Source organism: Xanthomarina sp. GH4-25 (assembly GCF_045363175.1).
GTDB lineage: Bacteria > Bacteroidota > Bacteroidia > Flavobacteriales > Flavobacteriaceae > Xanthomarina.
Map to the genome: position 1 here is coordinate 1 of NZ_JBJFLO010000010.1, position 15,709 is coordinate 15,709.

Annotated in this window: 11 protein-coding genes and 1 rRNA gene; 5 read left to right on the plus strand and 7 right to left on the minus strand. The window is 31.8% G+C overall.

Annotated features, from left to right (window positions below; all coding sequences use genetic code 11):
• Together rrf and ACI5KZ_RS13725 are read left to right on the plus strand one after the other, a co-directional pair.
• Positions 1 to 83, plus strand: a 5S ribosomal RNA gene (rrf, locus tag ACI5KZ_RS13720); the annotation flags it as partial.
• A 224-nt stretch (positions 84 to 307) separates the two neighbouring features.
• On the plus strand, positions 308 to 2,743 hold the full coding sequence (locus ACI5KZ_RS13725) for a helix-turn-helix domain-containing protein (RefSeq protein WP_406847942.1): 2,436 nt from the start codon (positions 308 to 310) through the stop codon (positions 2,741 to 2,743).
• Positions 2,744 to 2,751: 8 nt separating this feature from the next.
• On the opposite strand, the gene ACI5KZ_RS13730 is transcribed toward ACI5KZ_RS13725, so the two are convergent.
• Positions 2,752 to 3,135 (minus strand): hypothetical protein, encoded by a 384-nt coding sequence (locus ACI5KZ_RS13730; protein ID WP_109309140.1) that lies wholly within the window; start codon positions 3,133 to 3,135, stop codon positions 2,752 to 2,754.
• Positions 3,136 to 3,263: 128 nt separating this feature from the next.
• Here ACI5KZ_RS13730 and ACI5KZ_RS13735 point away from each other — a divergent pair, with 128 nt between their 5' ends.
• Positions 3,264 to 3,707 (plus strand): Lrp/AsnC family transcriptional regulator, encoded by a 444-nt coding sequence (locus ACI5KZ_RS13735; RefSeq protein WP_109309102.1) that lies wholly within the window; start codon positions 3,264 to 3,266, stop codon positions 3,705 to 3,707.
• Between the two features lie 7 nt (positions 3,708 to 3,714).
• On the opposite strand, the gene ACI5KZ_RS13740 is transcribed toward ACI5KZ_RS13735, so the two are convergent.
• Positions 3,715 to 4,932, minus strand: a complete 1,218-nt coding sequence (locus tag ACI5KZ_RS13740; RefSeq protein ID WP_406847943.1) for an MDR family MFS transporter — start codon at positions 4,930 to 4,932, stop codon at positions 3,715 to 3,717.
• A gap of 230 nt (positions 4,933 to 5,162) precedes the next feature.
• Here ACI5KZ_RS13740 and ACI5KZ_RS13745 point away from each other — a divergent pair, with 230 nt between their 5' ends.
• Entirely contained in the window at positions 5,163 to 5,765 is a 603-nt protein-coding gene (locus ACI5KZ_RS13745) for a DUF1684 domain-containing protein (RefSeq protein WP_406847944.1), read from the plus strand.
• A gap of 45 nt (positions 5,766 to 5,810) precedes the next feature.
• Here ACI5KZ_RS13745 and ACI5KZ_RS13750 read toward each other — a convergent pair whose 3' ends face one another.
• From ACI5KZ_RS13750 to ACI5KZ_RS13765, 4 genes are all read right to left on the minus strand, one after another.
• Positions 5,811 to 7,265 (minus strand): T9SS type A sorting domain-containing protein, encoded by a 1,455-nt coding sequence (locus tag ACI5KZ_RS13750; protein WP_406847945.1) that lies wholly within the window; start codon positions 7,263 to 7,265, stop codon positions 5,811 to 5,813.
• A gap of 12 nt (positions 7,266 to 7,277) precedes the next feature.
• Positions 7,278 to 8,330, minus strand: coding sequence for a hypothetical protein (locus tag ACI5KZ_RS13755; RefSeq protein WP_109309098.1), 1,053 nt, complete (start codon positions 8,328 to 8,330; stop codon positions 7,278 to 7,280).
• 101 nt (positions 8,331 to 8,431) lie between these two features.
• Positions 8,432 to 8,797: a fluoride efflux transporter CrcB gene (crcB, locus tag ACI5KZ_RS13760; RefSeq protein WP_109309097.1), complete on the minus strand. Its 366-nt coding sequence runs from the start codon at positions 8,795 to 8,797 to the stop codon at positions 8,432 to 8,434.
• Positions 8,798 to 8,898: 101 nt separating this feature from the next.
• Positions 8,899 to 9,939 (minus strand): SRPBCC family protein, encoded by a 1,041-nt coding sequence (locus tag ACI5KZ_RS13765; protein ID WP_406847946.1) that lies wholly within the window; start codon positions 9,937 to 9,939, stop codon positions 8,899 to 8,901.
• Positions 9,940 to 10,032: 93 nt separating this feature from the next.
• On the opposite strand from ACI5KZ_RS13765, the gene ACI5KZ_RS13770 reads away from it, so the two are divergent.
• A complete protein-coding gene (locus ACI5KZ_RS13770) occupies positions 10,033 to 12,072 on the plus strand; it encodes a dipeptidyl-peptidase 3 family protein (RefSeq protein WP_406847947.1) in 2,040 nt (679 codons plus the stop codon).
• 70 nt (positions 12,073 to 12,142) lie between these two features.
• Here the strand turns inward: ACI5KZ_RS13770 and ACI5KZ_RS13775 are convergent, their stop codons facing one another.
• Positions 12,143 to 15,538: a M36 family metallopeptidase gene (locus ACI5KZ_RS13775; RefSeq protein ID WP_406847948.1), complete on the minus strand. Its 3,396-nt coding sequence runs from the start codon at positions 15,536 to 15,538 to the stop codon at positions 12,143 to 12,145.
• Positions 15,539 to 15,709: the final 171 nt, after the last annotated feature.

Below are 15,709 nucleotides of genomic sequence, written 5' to 3' on the forward strand. Positions count from 1 at the left end.
ACCTCTTACCATTCCGAACAGAGAAGTTAAGCCCATTAGCGCCGATGGTACTGCATTTGTGGAAGAGTAGGTCATCGCCTTTTTAGAATCCCGATTCATTTTTTTGAATCGGGATTTTTTTTTTAAATATATTATGTAAGGTTCTTGGTTTGAGTGATTTTTAAAATGTTTGCCTTTGACTTAAAAATTAATAACTTTACTTTTTATTGAAGGTTAAGGTTTTAGAAGTGTAGATTTCTAGGATTAAGATATTTTCTTTTTATTATCAAGATAGATGGTATAAAAAAAAGTTTCTAATATTAATTTGATGGTAAATAATGAATTAAATTTAGCTTGGAGCTTTGTTAATGAAACAAACAGAAATGTGTTTTTAACAGGTAAAGCAGGTACTGGTAAAACCACATTTTTACATAAATTAAGAATAAATTCTTTAAAACGCATGGTTGTTGTTGCACCTACTGGTGTTGCTGCTATTAATGCTAAAGGGGTTACCATACATTCATTTTTTCAGATGCCTTTTGGACCTATTCTGCCAAATGAAGCTTTTGGTCAATCTTCTAGTTTTAATCGAAAATTTAGCAAAACAAAAATAAATATTATTAAATCATTAGATTTATTAGTGATAGATGAAATCAGTATGGTTCGTGCTGATTTATTGGATGGAATTGATAAAACACTTAGACGTTATAGAAATAAAGATCTAGTTTTTGGTGGTGTACAAGTGTTAATGATTGGAGATTTACAACAACTATCTCCTGTTGTAAAAGAAAACGAATGGCAATTACTAAACCCATTTTATAAAAATGCGTTTTTTTTTAGCAGTTTAGTATATCAAAAGTGTCAAGCGGTTACAGTTGAACTAAAACATATTTACAGACAAGATAATCCTAAATTCATTCAAATTCTTAACGAGATAAGAAACAATACTTTATCAAAGACTTCAAAAGATGAGTTAAATAAAAGATACATACCAGATTTTTCTCCTGCAGAAAATTCTGGTTATATCTCTCTCACAACACACAACAATAAGGCTGAAGCAACTAATAAAAGAGAACTAGAAAAAATTGAAAATAAATCCCAAATTTATATTGCAAATGTTGAAGGGAAATTTCCTGAATATTCTTTTCCTAATAAAGAAGAACTAACACTAAAAGTTGGAGCGCAAGTCATGTTTGTGAAAAATGATAGCTCTGGTGATAAACGATATTTTAATGGTAAAATTGGCAAAGTGATTCTCTTAGAAAAAGATGAAATAGTTGTCAAATGCCCTAGCGATGATTTTAATATTATTGTAACAACAGAAACTTGGGAAAATATAAATTATACAGTTAATACTGAAACTAAGTCCATAACTGAAAACAGAATAGGTTCGTTTACCCAGATGCCATTACGTTTAGCTTGGTCTATTACGATTCATAAAAGTCAAGGTTTAACTTTTGAAAAAGCGATTATTGATGCCCATGACGCTTTTGCACATGGACAAACTTATGTAGCATTAAGTCGTTGTAAAAGTTTAGAAGGCCTAGTGTTAAAAAGTAAAATTGATTCAAATCAAATTATTAATGATGTTAATGTGAATTCATTTACGAAAGAAGCAGAAGAAAATCAGCCTGATGATTTCGTTTTATCTACATCTAGAATGAGGTTTCAACTAGATTTAATATCAGAGATATTCGATTATTATAAGTTTTTATATTCTATAAATCGTGTTTTGGATATCTATTATAAGAATAGAAATATTATTGAAGGGAACCTAGAAACGCCATTGATTACAATTAAGGACGTTATTAATAGTTTGTTAAAAGTTGCTAACAGATTCAAATCTCAACTTATTGACTTTTCTCAAAATGATGAAGAGCCAGAAATGAATAACAAATTGCAAGAACGTTTTATAAAAGCTATTGAATATTTTATGGAACAAACAAAATCTCATATTATTAAACCATTTAACACTTTTAATTTTACTACGGATAACAAGGCCATTGAAAAGGATATTAACAAGCAGTTAGACACCATTGAAGAATTAATTGCTACAAAATTGCTATTTTTTGAGGGTTTATCTGAAGGTTTCAAAACAACTGTATTTTTAGAGTTAAGAGCCAAATCAGTCTTTTTAGCAAAGGAAGCCCCGAAGAAACCTAGGAAATCTGTTGTTGATGGCACAACAAATATTGAGTTATTTGAGCTGCTTCGTGAATTAAGAAACACCATTGCGAAAGAAAACAATTTAATCCACTATCAAGTTTTTACTCAAAAAGCATTATATGATATGTGTGAAACTCTACCAACAAATTTAAAAGAGTTAAGTGAAATTAATGGTATGGGAAAAGTAAGGGTAAATAAATATGGAAAAAAAATATTAGCCGTTATTTATAATTATTGTGAAGAGAACGATATTCAAACTTCAAATGAAATAGAAATATTTGAAACTTCAAAACCAAAAAGACAAAAAGGTGAGACAAGGAGTATTTCTTTAGAATTATTTAAATCGGGTAAATCTATAGAACAAATAGCTTTAGAAAGAGAATTAAATGCAAATACTATTTTTGGACATTTAGCAAGTTTTATTTCTTCGGGAGATATTAAGATTACAGATTTAGTTTCTGAAAAACATTATAAAGAATTAAAGGTTATTATTCCAAAACATACTTTTGAAAATGTATCTGATTTAAAACATCAAATAAATGAGAAGTATACCTATGGTGAAATACGATTAGTGCTTGATGCATTAAACAATATCTGAAAGTTTACTTAAAGGGTTAATGACCAAGTGTGTTGAAGCTTTCTGAACTTTTTAAGCTCACTTCTTAGTATTGGAAGATAATCTTTACCATTGCTATTCGATTTTTCTAAGCGACTACAATTTTTGTATAATAAATTTGTTAAGCGTCTAACAGTAGCAATATGTTTATACTTTTTATCACTAAATTTTTCTAATTCAGCTTTTTCAATTTCTGGTGCTAAAGAAGTGGATTGTTGCACAATATCTCCAGAGAAATAGATGTTAGAATCTTCTGTCCCATCAGACTGTAAAAACGCTAAGTCTTGATTTAAATATGTAGAGATACTTCTAGATAAGATAATAATTTCCATAGCCTTTTGATAAATAGGCAAGTGGGATAGATGTGAGGACATATTTGTAATCATTTTTAAATAGCAATTATATCAAAAATAGGAACAAGTTTCCATATTTAACTTTCATATTTAAAGTATAATTGTATATTTGATTTAATAATTAATGTATATTTTAATATTTCTTTAAAATGAGCTTAGATCAGCTAAACTGGAAAATTCTGAAATGTTTGCAAGGGAATGCGAGACTATCTAATGCTGAAATTGGCAGGCAAGTAGGTATTAGTTCGCCAGCAGTTTCCGAAAGAATAAAAAAAATGGAAGACTTGGGTATTATTCAGGATTATCATACATCGGTTTCTCCATTTGAGGTAGGATATCAATTAAAAGCACTTATAACTATTCGTGCTTTTATGGGTATGTTAAAACCATTTTTAGAAAAAGTTAAAACCTTTGATGAAGTAATAAACTGCTATCGAATAACAGGAAATGAAAACATTGTGATGGAAGTTGTATTAAAAAATCAGAAGCATTTAGAGTTTTTTATAGACCAATTAATTGTTTATGGTGAGACAAAGACTCAAATTGTATTATCTCATGTTATTAAACATAACCCAGTAAAGCCATTAAAGTAAGAATGAATTATTTAATATATAATTCATTCTTACTCTTTAAATATTGTTTCAAATAGTATAAAAGGCCTACACAAACAAGACCTAATATCCCCATGATAAGCCAAGTTATATTAAAACCAAATTTTTCAACAAGATGTAATCCTACATTATGGCCAAAAATATGTGCAATAGAAAATGCTATGGTATACAAGGCCATATATTCGCCTTGATTTCCTTTTTTGGCTCGTTGCATAGCAAATGCATTTGAGAATGGAAATGCAATCATCTCACCAATAGTCATCAATAACATACCAATTATTAATAAACCAACCCAAAAGGTTATATCTAATACTAGAAAGCTAACACCTGTTAATATTGCTCCAAAGATCATGAGTCCTGGTTTGGTGTATTTAGTATGCTCTAGCCATTTAATAAGTGGCATTTCTAAAATAAAAATAGCAAAACCATTAAGTCCTAATAGCATTCCAATTTGTAATTCGGTTAGCATATAAACATCTTTATAATACAATGGCATGGTAGAAAAGTATTGTAAAAAGATAATACCAAACAATGTCATAGAAGCCAGGAATATCCAAAAAGCCTTGTCTTTATATGCGGATTGGGGGTTGTCGTTAATTACAACATCTAAGGTTCTGGCCTTTTTTGGATTAAGTACTTTTATTAAAAGCAGTGTTGCAAGTATACACGTAATTCCATCTACCCAAAATAAACCACCATAACTCATAGTGGTTATAATTAACCCACCAACAGCTGGGCCTGCTGAAAAACCTAAATTTATAGCCAGACGAATTAAAGTAACTGATCGGGTTTTATTTTCAGGCTTACTATAAGCACTTAAAGCTACAAACATGGCAGGTCGAAACATATCTGCAACTAACATAATTACGAAAATACCTAAACAAAAAGAAGTAAATGTATCTAAGAATTGTAATCCTATAAACAACACTCCTGTTGTTAAAAGGCTTCTTACCATGACTTTATAATAACCTATTTTGTCTGTTAATTTACCACCTAACCAGGAACCAGCTACAGAACCTAAACCAAAGGCAGACATGACCCAGCCTACATCTGCAAAAGAGAAATTTAAATCTTCAGTTAAGTATAAAGAGAGAAAAGGTATTACCATGGTTCCAGCTCGATTAATTAATGTAATTAATGCAAGCCACCATACTTCAGAAGATAATCCTTTAAAGGTGTTTATATAATTATTAAATAGTTTTTTCATTTTTGTTGCTTCATTAAAAGTAAAAAGTCCGACGAGAGCGTCGGACTTTTTTATATAATTTCATTTGATAATTAAATCACTAGAATACATAGTAAGCCAAACACCTGCAATAAGAAGAGGTTTGTTTTCTACAATAAGTGACGTAATTAATCATTGTTTTTTACTTTTAATGAATCAAATCTAAACAAAATATTTTAAAGTTGTATTTTTGAAAAGTAAAAAATATGAAAATGAAATACTTCCTACACTTTTTTTTATTGATTTCTATTTTAAGTTGTGCTCAAGACAAACAGCCAATTCTGGGTGAAACAGAGTTTCAAAAAAAGATGAATGCTGATTTTAAAGATGCTACAAAATCACCATTGAAAGATAAAGATCGTAAAGATTTTAAAGAGCTTGATTTTTTTAAATTCGATTCTACTTATATCGTTTCTGCGACCCTTAAGAGAACTCCAGACTCTAAATGGTTTAAAATGCGAACGACTACAGATAGAGTTTCTCAAGAACGTGTATTTGGAATTTTAACCTTCTTTTTAAAAGGGAAAGAACATCAATTAAACATTTTTCAAGGAAAGGATTTAATGCAGAAAGAAGAATATGCTGATTATTTATTTTTACCATTTCTAGATCTAACAAATGGTGATGCTAGTTATGGAGGAGGACGATATATTGATTTAAGAATACCAGAAGGAGATACACTAATTATTGATTTTAATACAGCATATAACCCATTATGTGCTTATAATGAAAAGTACTCTTGTCCTATTGTTCCAAGGGAAAATTATCTAAACATTGAGGTGAAAGCTGGAGTTAAAGATTTTGTAAAACATTAAAGCGCCTAACAAAAGTATTAGGCGCTTTAATCTCACTAACTAAACTTAATTTTTAATAATGCGTTTTGATAAACTACTATTATTAGTGGTTATTTGCATTAAATAGACTCCTTGTTGTAAGTTTGAAATATTTATTTTTTCAATTTGATCTTGAACTTGCATCACGATTTTACCATTCATATCAATAAGTCTTATCGATTTTATTTGAACATGATTAGGCGTTTTGATATTTACATAATCTGAAGCAGGTATAGGGTAGATACTTATTTCAGAAAGTTCCTCAGAAGCAACTCCTAAAGTTCCATCTATTTCAAATAACTGCCTGTCATATAAAGACCACGTTCCATCGGTATTTTGAACACGAATGTGTAAATAATGATCACCTTGAGAGATACTTCCTGAGGTAGGAACTATAACATTTTCATCAATATCATCTCCAGAAATGGTTAAAGATGTAGCGTTTCCAAAACCAGGATCCACATCAATAAAATATTCGGCAGTTGTTATTGAAGCTGTATTTATTTCAGGTAAATCAGAAACTCTGAAAGTTTTGTTATCGTACATGCTCCAAGAATTGTCACTATTTTTTACACGCATAAACATTCTGTGAGTGCCAATGTTTAAACTAGAGGTTGGAATGCTGAAATTTTCATCTAATGAAGCAAAATCTGCTACATCTATATGAGTTCCATTTCCTAAGCCAGGATCTGTATTGAAGTAATATTCTGCTTCTACAATATCTGCCGAATTGGTAATTGGTGCATCAGAGACTCTAAATGTTTTATGATCGTACAAACTCCAAGTATTATCACTATTTTTTACACGTAAGAACATTCTATGAGTGCCTATAGGCAAACTTGCAGTTGAAATATTAAAGCTTTCATCTAATGATGCTACATCAGCAACATCAATGTTAGTGCCATTGCCCAAACCTGGATCTGTATTGAAATAATATTCTGCTTCTACAATATCTGCTGAATTGGTAATTGGTGCATCAGATTTTCTAAAGGTTTTGTATGTGTACATACTCCACTCATTGTCACTGTTTTTGGTACGAAAAAAGAGTCTGTGAGTTCCAACCGGTAAACCATCAATAGTGATATTAAAATTTCTGTTCATACTATTAGAGTTATTAGTTACTCTCGTATATCCGTTTCCAAAACCAGGATCTGAGTTAAAAAAGAATTCTGTTTCAACTAAACTAGCTGAATTTGTATCTGGTACATCAGAAATTCTAAATGTTTTGTAGTTGTACATACTTGTTAAACCGTCTACATTAACAACTCTCATAAACAGTCTATGTGTTCCTTGATCCAGACCAGTTGTAGGAATGTTAAAGTTTTGGTCTAACAATTCTACATCTGGATCAATATCTATTGAGATGCCATTTCCTAGACCAGGATCTGTATCAAAGAAATATTCAACACTTGCAATATCCGATTGCGCTAACGTAACACCAACACAAAAGCAGCCTATTAAAAAGGTATATAAAGCTTTCATAATTTTTGGTGTTTAATTAGTTTTATTTGCGTTAGCTTTTAAGTTTACACTTAAATTTGAGCCAGCAGGAACCATGTTGTTGCTGATTGACATTTCAGTTAAATATGGTAATTCTGTAGGGTAGCCTCTCATATCGAAATCGTAATATCCATTGTAAATCCCTACGTCGTTACCATCTGTTCCAGCATCATTACCAGCAGAACTAGCGCCTAAATTATAATCATTATCTGCAGCCCAATATGGGTTATTTGCAGGAATGTTTGCAAAAAACGGGTTTTGGTTATCTAAATTTCCTGTACCATTTAGAGCAGTAATAGTTGGTGAGCCATAGTGGTATGTCAATGAATTATTATGAATAACTGGAACAGCCCCTGATTGATTTACAGCTGAAAATGAGTTGCTAGTGAACACCCAAATATTATTTTGACAAACAAGGTTGTTAGGATTATTAAAAGTAACGTAAGAGACATGAGCTCTATCTGCTATAATAGTATTGTTATTAAATATAGTGGTGTCATTAAAATTATAGAGTGAATAATTGTTCAAATTTTGAATTAAATTATTTGTAAAAGTAAAATTCATACTATTTGTATTTGTTGCGTTTAAATAAATTTGCGCAAGAATTACATTTCCTCTAAAAGTATGGTTGCTATTTCCTGTTCCATTTAATGATACACTTCCAATGTAGCAGTCTTCAACTAGTAAGTTACTAATACCACTACCACCAGCGATACCACCACTTATATTCATTCCAGTCAATTTGATGTTACTTGCATTTATAGAAGCACTGCCTATATACGAACTTTCACCATTGTTAAGTACAGGTGCATAACCCATGCCTTTTACAGTAATGGATTTTGTAATGTTGATGTTGCCATAAGAAGTGGCAGATGGTTGTATTAATATGGTGTCTCCGTTGGACGCAGCTGCTAATGCTGCGGCAAAACTTGTGAATACATGTGAAGGAGAATCGTCGATAAATACGTTATTATCTACAATTAACGTGTTTTGTGCATTTGTATAACTTACAACAAGTAAGACCATACTTAGGATAATTTTTTTCATGATAATTAGGTTTTAAAAGATTATGGTTCAAAAATCCTAATTATAAGTAAGCGAAAACATACGTAGAATGTCGTATATTTTATAAAAAATGACTTGTTTTTTTATTTAACAAGATACATGCCTAAGAAAACTGCAAGAAATCCAAGTACAAAACTTGCGATGGTGTAGATAGCAAAGCTCATAAAATCTCCAGATTTTAAAAACACATGATTTTCATAAGCAAAGGCTGAGAAGGTAGTAAACCCACCACAAAATCCAGTTGCTAATAATAAGGTGTAATTTTGTGAAAGTGTGTTGTTTTTTAATGCAAACCCTAAAATAAGTCCAATAAGTAAACTGCCAATAATGTTTGCTGCAAATGTACCATAAGGAATACCCGTTTCGTAACTATTTAGGTGCTTTCCAATAACGTACCTTAACATGCTTCCAAACCCTCCACCTACAAAAACAAGTAAAAGCTGCTTCATTTAATAAGTATATTTATTGTTATAAAGAATTGGTTGCATTTGCTTGTATTTTAATATAAAAGAATATTTAAGAGACAAATAATTTAAACTTCTTACTTTTATTATAAAGGAGACTGTTCTGTTTCTTCTACTTGAATGTAAATTTCTGTTATTAAATTACTTGGATTCGGTGTCTTGGCAGGGTCTGTAACATAAACCTCAAGCATTAGACCTTGCTCAGTAAATCTTAATTCATTTTTTGTAGCGTATTGAATCGTTTTTTCCCAAGCTTCTTTTAGGTGCTTGTAATTTCCGTTAAGAGTTGTTTTTACAGCCGTAAATGGTTCTAGTTGCCCAGTTAAAATATCGTCTTGAGTTGAGATAACTTGAGCCGTTGTTGGTACACTACACGAAAACATCACAGTATTATTTTTTTCATCCCATTTATGGTAAGAAACAAAAGGTGGACCAGCAGTTGTAATGTTATTTTCCTGTACATAATTGCTGATTTTTGATAGCAGCTCCTGAATTACAATTTCAAAATTATCCATCTTAGCAGAAGTAGAGTTATAAAGATAAAATCCACCACCATGTTGTGTAATACCATCAACATTAATAGCATAAACCTTTGTTGAAGCTACAACTATCTTATCAAGTTTCGCTAAGCCACTTTCAAAATCTGGGCCTATCATATTATCAAATCCTCCAGAAAAAAACGCACTTGCTTTAAACATAAAAGGTACATTCTTGCTACTCATTTTCCATGTAACATTTGTTTTGCCATCTTCAGTTGGTTCAAACGTCCATAGGATTTGAGATGGCTCAAACTCGCCAAACTGTAATTCTTGACGTATTGATTGAGGTTTATTGGACTCCAGCGTTTTCATTGTTCCTATACCATGAGAATCTACCCAAGAAAAGGATCCACCAACATCTTTCGTTTGGTCACTTAAAGTAATAACTGTTTCAGGGTCTTTTTCAACCCATGGAGACCACGCTTCCCAATTTTTAAAATCAATCACATTATTATAGATAACCTCAGTTGGAGCATTAATAGTTCTGTCTCGCTTTATTTCGAATGAATTAGGTTGAACCGCAATGTATATGGTAAAACCAATTATTAAAATAAGGGTTAGAAACAGAATATATTTAAGTGCTTTCATGGTAGGGTTTATAGATGTTTTTTCAAAGGTAATCAATTTTATACTATCTTAATATATGTTACATTTGCAATACAATATTAAATAATAAAAGAAATGAAATTCACACATGTATTAGGTTTTGCTTTTGTATTAACTGCTTTTGTGTCTTGTAATCAAGATAAAAAAGAGACAGTAATTGATGTAAAAGAAACCATTGAAGAAAAAGCCTTTGACTATAATGTTGAGCAGTTTGCAGACATTAAGATATTACGTTATCAAATTCCAGGTTGGGAGAATTTAACTTTAAAAGAACAAAAATTGGTTTATTATTTAACTCAAGCTGGTTTAGCAGGAAGAGATATTATGTGGGACCAAAATTACAGGCATAATTTAAAAATTAGAAAAGCACTAGAAAATGTTTATACTAATTATTCGGGTAATAAAACTAGTGACGATTGGAACGCATTTGAATCTTATTTAAAACGTGTTTGGTTTAGTAATGGTATTCATCATCATTACTCTAACGATAAGTTAAAACCAGAATTTTCAGAAGAGTATTTAAAAACTTTATTAGCAGAAACAAGTACATCTTTAGAAGGTGAAGCCTTTAATGTTATTTTTAATGACAAAGATGCTAAAAAAGTAAATCAAGCAAAAGGTGTAGATAATGTGGCACTTTCTGCAGTGAATTTTTATGGGCCAAATGTAACCAATGCAGATGTAGAAAAATTCTATAAAAATAAAAAATCTCCAAATCCTGAAAAACCTTTATCATTTGGATTAAACTCTAAATTGGTAAAAGAAAATGGACAATTAAAAGAATTAGTATATAAATCTGGAGGCTTATATGGTTCTGCCATTGATGAAATTACCAAATGGTTAGAATTAGCCCAAGATGTAGCAGAAAATAAAGAACAAGGAGATGCGATTGGGTTATTGATCCAATATTATAAAACAGGAGATCTTCAAACTTGGGACGATTACAACGTAGCCTGGACAGCTGCAACTTCTGGAAACGTAGATTATATAAACAGTTTTATTGAAGTTTATAATGATCCTTTAGGATATAGAGGTTCTTATGAAAGTATTGTACAAATCAATGATTTTGACATGTCTCAAAAAATGAAGGTATTATCCGATAATGCACAGTGGTTTGAAGATAGTTCCCCTTTAATGGAAGAACACAAAAAGAAAAATGTGGTAGGTGTTACTTATAAAGTGGTTAATGTTGCTGGAGAGGCTGGAGATGCTTCGCCAAGCACACCTATAGGTGTTAATTTACCAAATGCCAATTGGATTCGGGCAGCTGTTGGTAGTAAATCTGTTTCTCTTGGAAATATTATTGAAGCTTATAATAATGCAGGAAGTACTGGACGTCTTCATGAATTTGTTAATGATGAAGAAGAATTACAACTAGAAGAAAAGTACGGACAAACAGCAGATAAATTGCATACAGCTTTACATGAAGTGATTGGTCATGCTTCTGGACAATTAAATCCAGGCGTTGGTGAAACCAAAGAAACGCTTAAAAATTATGCGTCTACTTTAGAAGAAGGACGTGCAGATTTAGTAGGTCTTTATTATTTATACAATCCAAAATTACAAGAGTTAGGTCTAGTAGACGATTGGAAATCTGTTGGAAAAGCAGCTTATGATGGTTATATTAGAAATGGATTGATGACTCAATTAATTCGTTTAAATTTAGGTGATGATGTTGAAGAAGCTCACATGAGAAACAGACAATGGGTAAGTGCTTGGGCTTTTGAAAAAGGTCAAGCTGATAATGTGATTGAAAAAATAACACGAGATGGTAAAACATATTATAATATTAACGATTATGATAAGTTGCATGATCTTTTTGGACAGTTATTACGCGAAACACAACGTATAAAATCTGAAGGAGATTATCAAGCTGTAGAAACCTTAGTAGAAACCTATGGTGTTAAAGTGGATCAAGATGTTCATGCTGAAGTTTTAAAACGAAATGAGCAATTTACATCTGCACCTTACAGTGGATTTGTAAATCCTGTTTTAGTTCCAGAAATAGATGATAATGGAGAGATTACAGCTATACAAGTAACACAACCGGAAACATATTCAGGACAAATGCTTGATTATAGTAAAAACTATAATTTCCTTCCTGAAGTGAATTAATAAAAAAGCATCTTACAAAAAAAAAGCCTTAATATTTTTATTAAGGCTTTTTTTTGTATTAAATAGATTTTTAATTTTTAACAAAGCGTTTTATTACTGTTTTGTTTTCAATTTTAAATTTTAATAAATACATACCTTCGGATATGTTTGAAACATCTATTGATTTAGAAGGGTTTTCAAGATGCATAATTTGTTTACCTAACAAATCGAACATATCAATAGAATCAATTTTTAATTCTGTTGAGATGTTTAAAGTCGCTTCAGTTGGGACTGGATAAACTGTTATTTGTTGATCTAAAGCTTCAAAATTTTCAATAGATAAAGGAACATCAATTACTTCTACATTTACTGTTACCATATGCTCATTTCCAGAGCTATCAGTAACGGTAAGAACTACTGGGTAGTTACCAGGAATAGTAAACGTATCTTCGTCAATACTTAAAGTAAAATCACAATTGTCTGAAGAGCCATTATCTACATCGTCTGCTGTAATACTAACGGAACTATTTCCTGCTAAATTAACAGTAATGTCTTGACCTAATGCAGTAGGATTCAAATTATCTATGACATTTACTATAGCAGTTCCAGAAGTTGAAGCTCCAGCTTGGTTTGTGGCTAAAACATCTACATTATTAGATCCTAAATCTATACAAGAAAAGCTAACCGTAGTAGCTAATGGGTTGCCTCCAGTAACTGTATTTGTACCACAATCTACAGTAATACTATATAATAAATCTGAGGCATTTATAGTAGCATTTCCTGAACCATCAAGAAATACATCTAAAGGTGTAGATACTACTTCGTAATTAAAGGTTATTCCCCAAGAGTTTAATGTTCCTGAATCTGCACCAACACTATCTGATACTGTAATTTCCCAATCACCTTGTGTATTTTCACTATCGAAAACAGATAAAGGATTTTGTGGTAAGAAGCTACCTGAAATTGCAGGTTCGGTGGCTTCACATTCTGTTTCTATAGGGTCTGTTGCTTCATCATCAAATGTTGCCAAAATATTATTTCCACTACAGCCATAAGTAGATGCTGGGACTCCTGGTCGGTCAAAAATAACAGCAGATGTACCATTAGGAGATGTGATAGTTATAGTAACATCACCTACCCAAGTATGTGAAATATCAATATCAACATTTAAATCTGTAATCACTACGTTTGAAGCGACTGTCATTGTTGTAGTCACTCCAACGATATCTCCATCTGGAATTGCTACTGCAGGATTGTCAGATTCTGAATCAGTAAAAGTAATTTGTCCACCACCTCTAGTTATTATTTCTGGTGGATTATTGGTTACATTTATTTGATCGTTAAGAGTTGCTGGTGTTCCAAGACAAAAATCATTAACGTTATAATTTATAGTTGCTAGGCCAACTCCAGCAATGCTTGGGTCGAAAGTAAATGTTGTTCCATTACCGTCATCAGTAACACCTAATCCACTATATACACCTCCAGTTGGCAATCCTCCAGAAAGACCTGTTTGTACGCCATCTGCTAAACACACATCTTCTATAGTATTAAAACTAGAAAAATTTGGAGGCAAATCGAATGCTTCGGTTCCATCACTTCTACTTGAAGATAACCCTTGAGAAGCACTGTAACCTAAACCTCTTTTAGCAAAAGCTTCCCATATTAAACATTGGTAAGCACCACCATATAAAGCTTGATCTGCAGCTAAAATAGCGTCTCGACCATCTATAAATCCTGGGCTACAAGGTTGTAATATTAAGCCTTGTGTTACTAAATTTAAGGCAATGTTATTACCTCCAGTTCCATTATAGAAATCGGTATCGAAACCTTGGTCGTCAATTAAATTCCAGGTCATCTCCCATAACATAGAGGTCCATACAGAGCCAATTCCGTGGGGAATAGCTTCTGTTTTGATGTCATCGTAAGTATGTGGATTTGTAGCTAAAAGTGTGCTATATGGATAGGTTCTAATTCCTGCACCATTAGCATCTTCACCCAATAACCAAGTACCCATAGGTCTTGTGTCTGTTCCTGCGTCTCCAGGTTTCATGGTTAGTAGTAAGGCATAAAAATCGCTCCAGCCTTCTCCCATTTGTTCGGTATTCTGAAGACAAAATGAATTTGCAGGACCTCCGGTTAATCTGTTAGATATACCATGCCCATATTCATGAACAATAACACCATTATCTAAATCACCATCTCTTGAATTACATACATACATGCGCATTCTTGGTCTGAAACCATCTTCTGGAGTTGAAAAATTAGCATTACAGGATCCAGCTCCACTTTGTGCATGAGCGTTCACTGAATCGGAACCTGCACCACCATTTCCATAATTATTTTCTTGAAAACTACCAGCAGCTTCATTTAATCCATATTGATAAGCCACATCATGAATAATATTGTTCCAATAAAATAAATTGGTAACAACAGCATCGTCCGATTGATCTCCTGGCGAATAGACTATATTTATAGGAAAGTCGAAAATTAAGTTTCCTCCAGGACTATATGTATATCTGTCATCTGGTAAATCGTTATTGTCATCTTCATCAAAAGCACTTACATTATTACCTCTTGTATTTGTATATTCAGCGTCATCAACTCCGTCAATATCATGCCATCCATAAGGAGAAGCCACTAAATTTTCAGGGTTTGTAACTAAAGTTCTTCCTCCGTGATTCGGTGATTCGGTCGGCATTGCATATACATTATAGCTAGCAGCTGGTGCAAATCGAGCAGTAGATGTGACGTTTGTTTGAGATATGTTATTGTAAGTGTTTTCTTGAATTGGCCCAATGAAATTAGGTTGATTAACACCAGAGTTAATATGTGAATGATCGTCATGATTACCTAAAATGTTACAATAAGATGTTAAATTCACTTTGTCCAGGATAAACCCTGTAGCTGCATCAACACGAAAACTCCACCAATCCGAAGAATTTAGTTCAGCGATTGAAAGTTCCCAAATTAAGGTTGTTCCTATATCTTCTCTATAATAATATTTGAGTTTCACTGGGATGTTTTCTGAAGAAATTCCTGCTTTATTAAAAAGCGCTTGTTTGTTTATACCTCCATCGTTTTTTATTATCTCAAGAGCGTTTATTGGATAATTCATTTGATTAGCAACAGAAATTATCGCTTGTTTTGCATTTAATGCCACCGACTTGCTAACGATTGTAGATTGAATGTCCATTAAAAAATTATTATGAGACATAATTACAGAGCCAGAAGCATCTAAATGAATGTTTGATTCAGTGCCCTGAACCTCCATGCCGTCTATGGCTTGTCTTAAATACACATGCCTTATGCCAGTTTTATCACTAACATAATCGTTTGTTACCACATAAGTGCTGTTCTTTTGTTTAATCAATTTTTCTAAAGAAACAGAAGATTTTGTGGTTGAAATTTTTTGATTTGTTTTTTGTTGAGCAAAAAGTCCATTTGTAATTAAACAAATAATCATGAGGACTCGAGTAGAATTTTTCATTTAAGTTTAGTTTGATTAATAGCTTGATAAAAATACATTAATATTATGTTTCTCAGTATAATAATATTATTTATTTGTATATATCGCAAAAACTATTAGATGTCATCATTCTATATTTCTAGATAAATTAAATGAAAATGTGAAGTATGAAAAATAAATACTAGAATTTAG

Excerpts from the sequence above, each read along its gene's own strand:
- ACI5KZ_RS13725 (WP_406847942.1), top strand. The coding sequence starts at position 308 with ATGGTAAATAATGAATTAAATTTAGCTTGGAGCTTTGTTAATGAAACA.
- ACI5KZ_RS13730 (WP_109309140.1), bottom strand. The coding sequence starts at position 3,135 with ATGTCCTCACATCTATCCCACTTGCCTATTTATCAAAAGGCTATGGAA.
- ACI5KZ_RS13735 (WP_109309102.1), top strand. The coding sequence starts at position 3,264 with ATGAGCTTAGATCAGCTAAACTGGAAAATTCTGAAATGTTTGCAAGGG.
- ACI5KZ_RS13740 (WP_406847943.1), bottom strand. The coding sequence starts at position 4,932 with ATGAAAAAACTATTTAATAATTATATAAACACCTTTAAAGGATTATCT.
- ACI5KZ_RS13745 (WP_406847944.1), top strand. The coding sequence starts at position 5,163 with ATGAAATACTTCCTACACTTTTTTTTATTGATTTCTATTTTAAGTTGT.
- ACI5KZ_RS13750 (WP_406847945.1), bottom strand. The coding sequence starts at position 7,265 with ATGAAAGCTTTATATACCTTTTTAATAGGCTGCTTTTGTGTTGGTGTT.
- ACI5KZ_RS13755 (WP_109309098.1), bottom strand. The coding sequence starts at position 8,330 with ATGAAAAAAATTATCCTAAGTATGGTCTTACTTGTTGTAAGTTATACA.
- crcB (WP_109309097.1), bottom strand. The coding sequence starts at position 8,797 with ATGAAGCAGCTTTTACTTGTTTTTGTAGGTGGAGGGTTTGGAAGCATG.
- ACI5KZ_RS13765 (WP_406847946.1), bottom strand. The coding sequence starts at position 9,939 with ATGAAAGCACTTAAATATATTCTGTTTCTAACCCTTATTTTAATAATT.
- ACI5KZ_RS13770 (WP_406847947.1), top strand. The coding sequence starts at position 10,033 with ATGAAATTCACACATGTATTAGGTTTTGCTTTTGTATTAACTGCTTTT.
- ACI5KZ_RS13775 (WP_406847948.1), bottom strand. The coding sequence starts at position 15,538 with ATGAAAAATTCTACTCGAGTCCTCATGATTATTTGTTTAATTACAAAT.